Annotated in this window: 1 pseudogene; it reads left to right on the forward strand. The window is 67.2% G+C overall.

The features are described 5' to 3' along the window. Nucleotides 1-262: pseudogene (locus CVH10_RS21660) on the forward strand (hypothetical protein); the annotation flags it as partial.

The raw sequence follows: 262 nt of genomic DNA on the forward strand, positions 1-262 counted from the left end.
ACATCAAGGAGGACGCCCTCGACGTCCTCAAGGCCGGCGGCTTCACCAACCTCGCCGAGGACCGCCTCGCCAACCTCTATTCCTACGTCTTCGACGGGGCCTACGGCGCCCTCGACCACGCGTTGGCCAATGCCGGCCTGAACCGTCAGGTCACCGGCGTCACCGAGTGGCACATCAACGCCGACGAGGCGGACGCCATCGACTACAACCTCGATTTCGGCCGCTCCGCCGCCTATTTCGACGGGCTCGTCCCCGCCCGCGA

Source organism: Halomonas sp. ND22Bw (assembly GCF_003011945.1).
Classification (GTDB): Bacteria; Pseudomonadota; Gammaproteobacteria; order Pseudomonadales; family Halomonadaceae; genus Halomonas; species Halomonas halophila.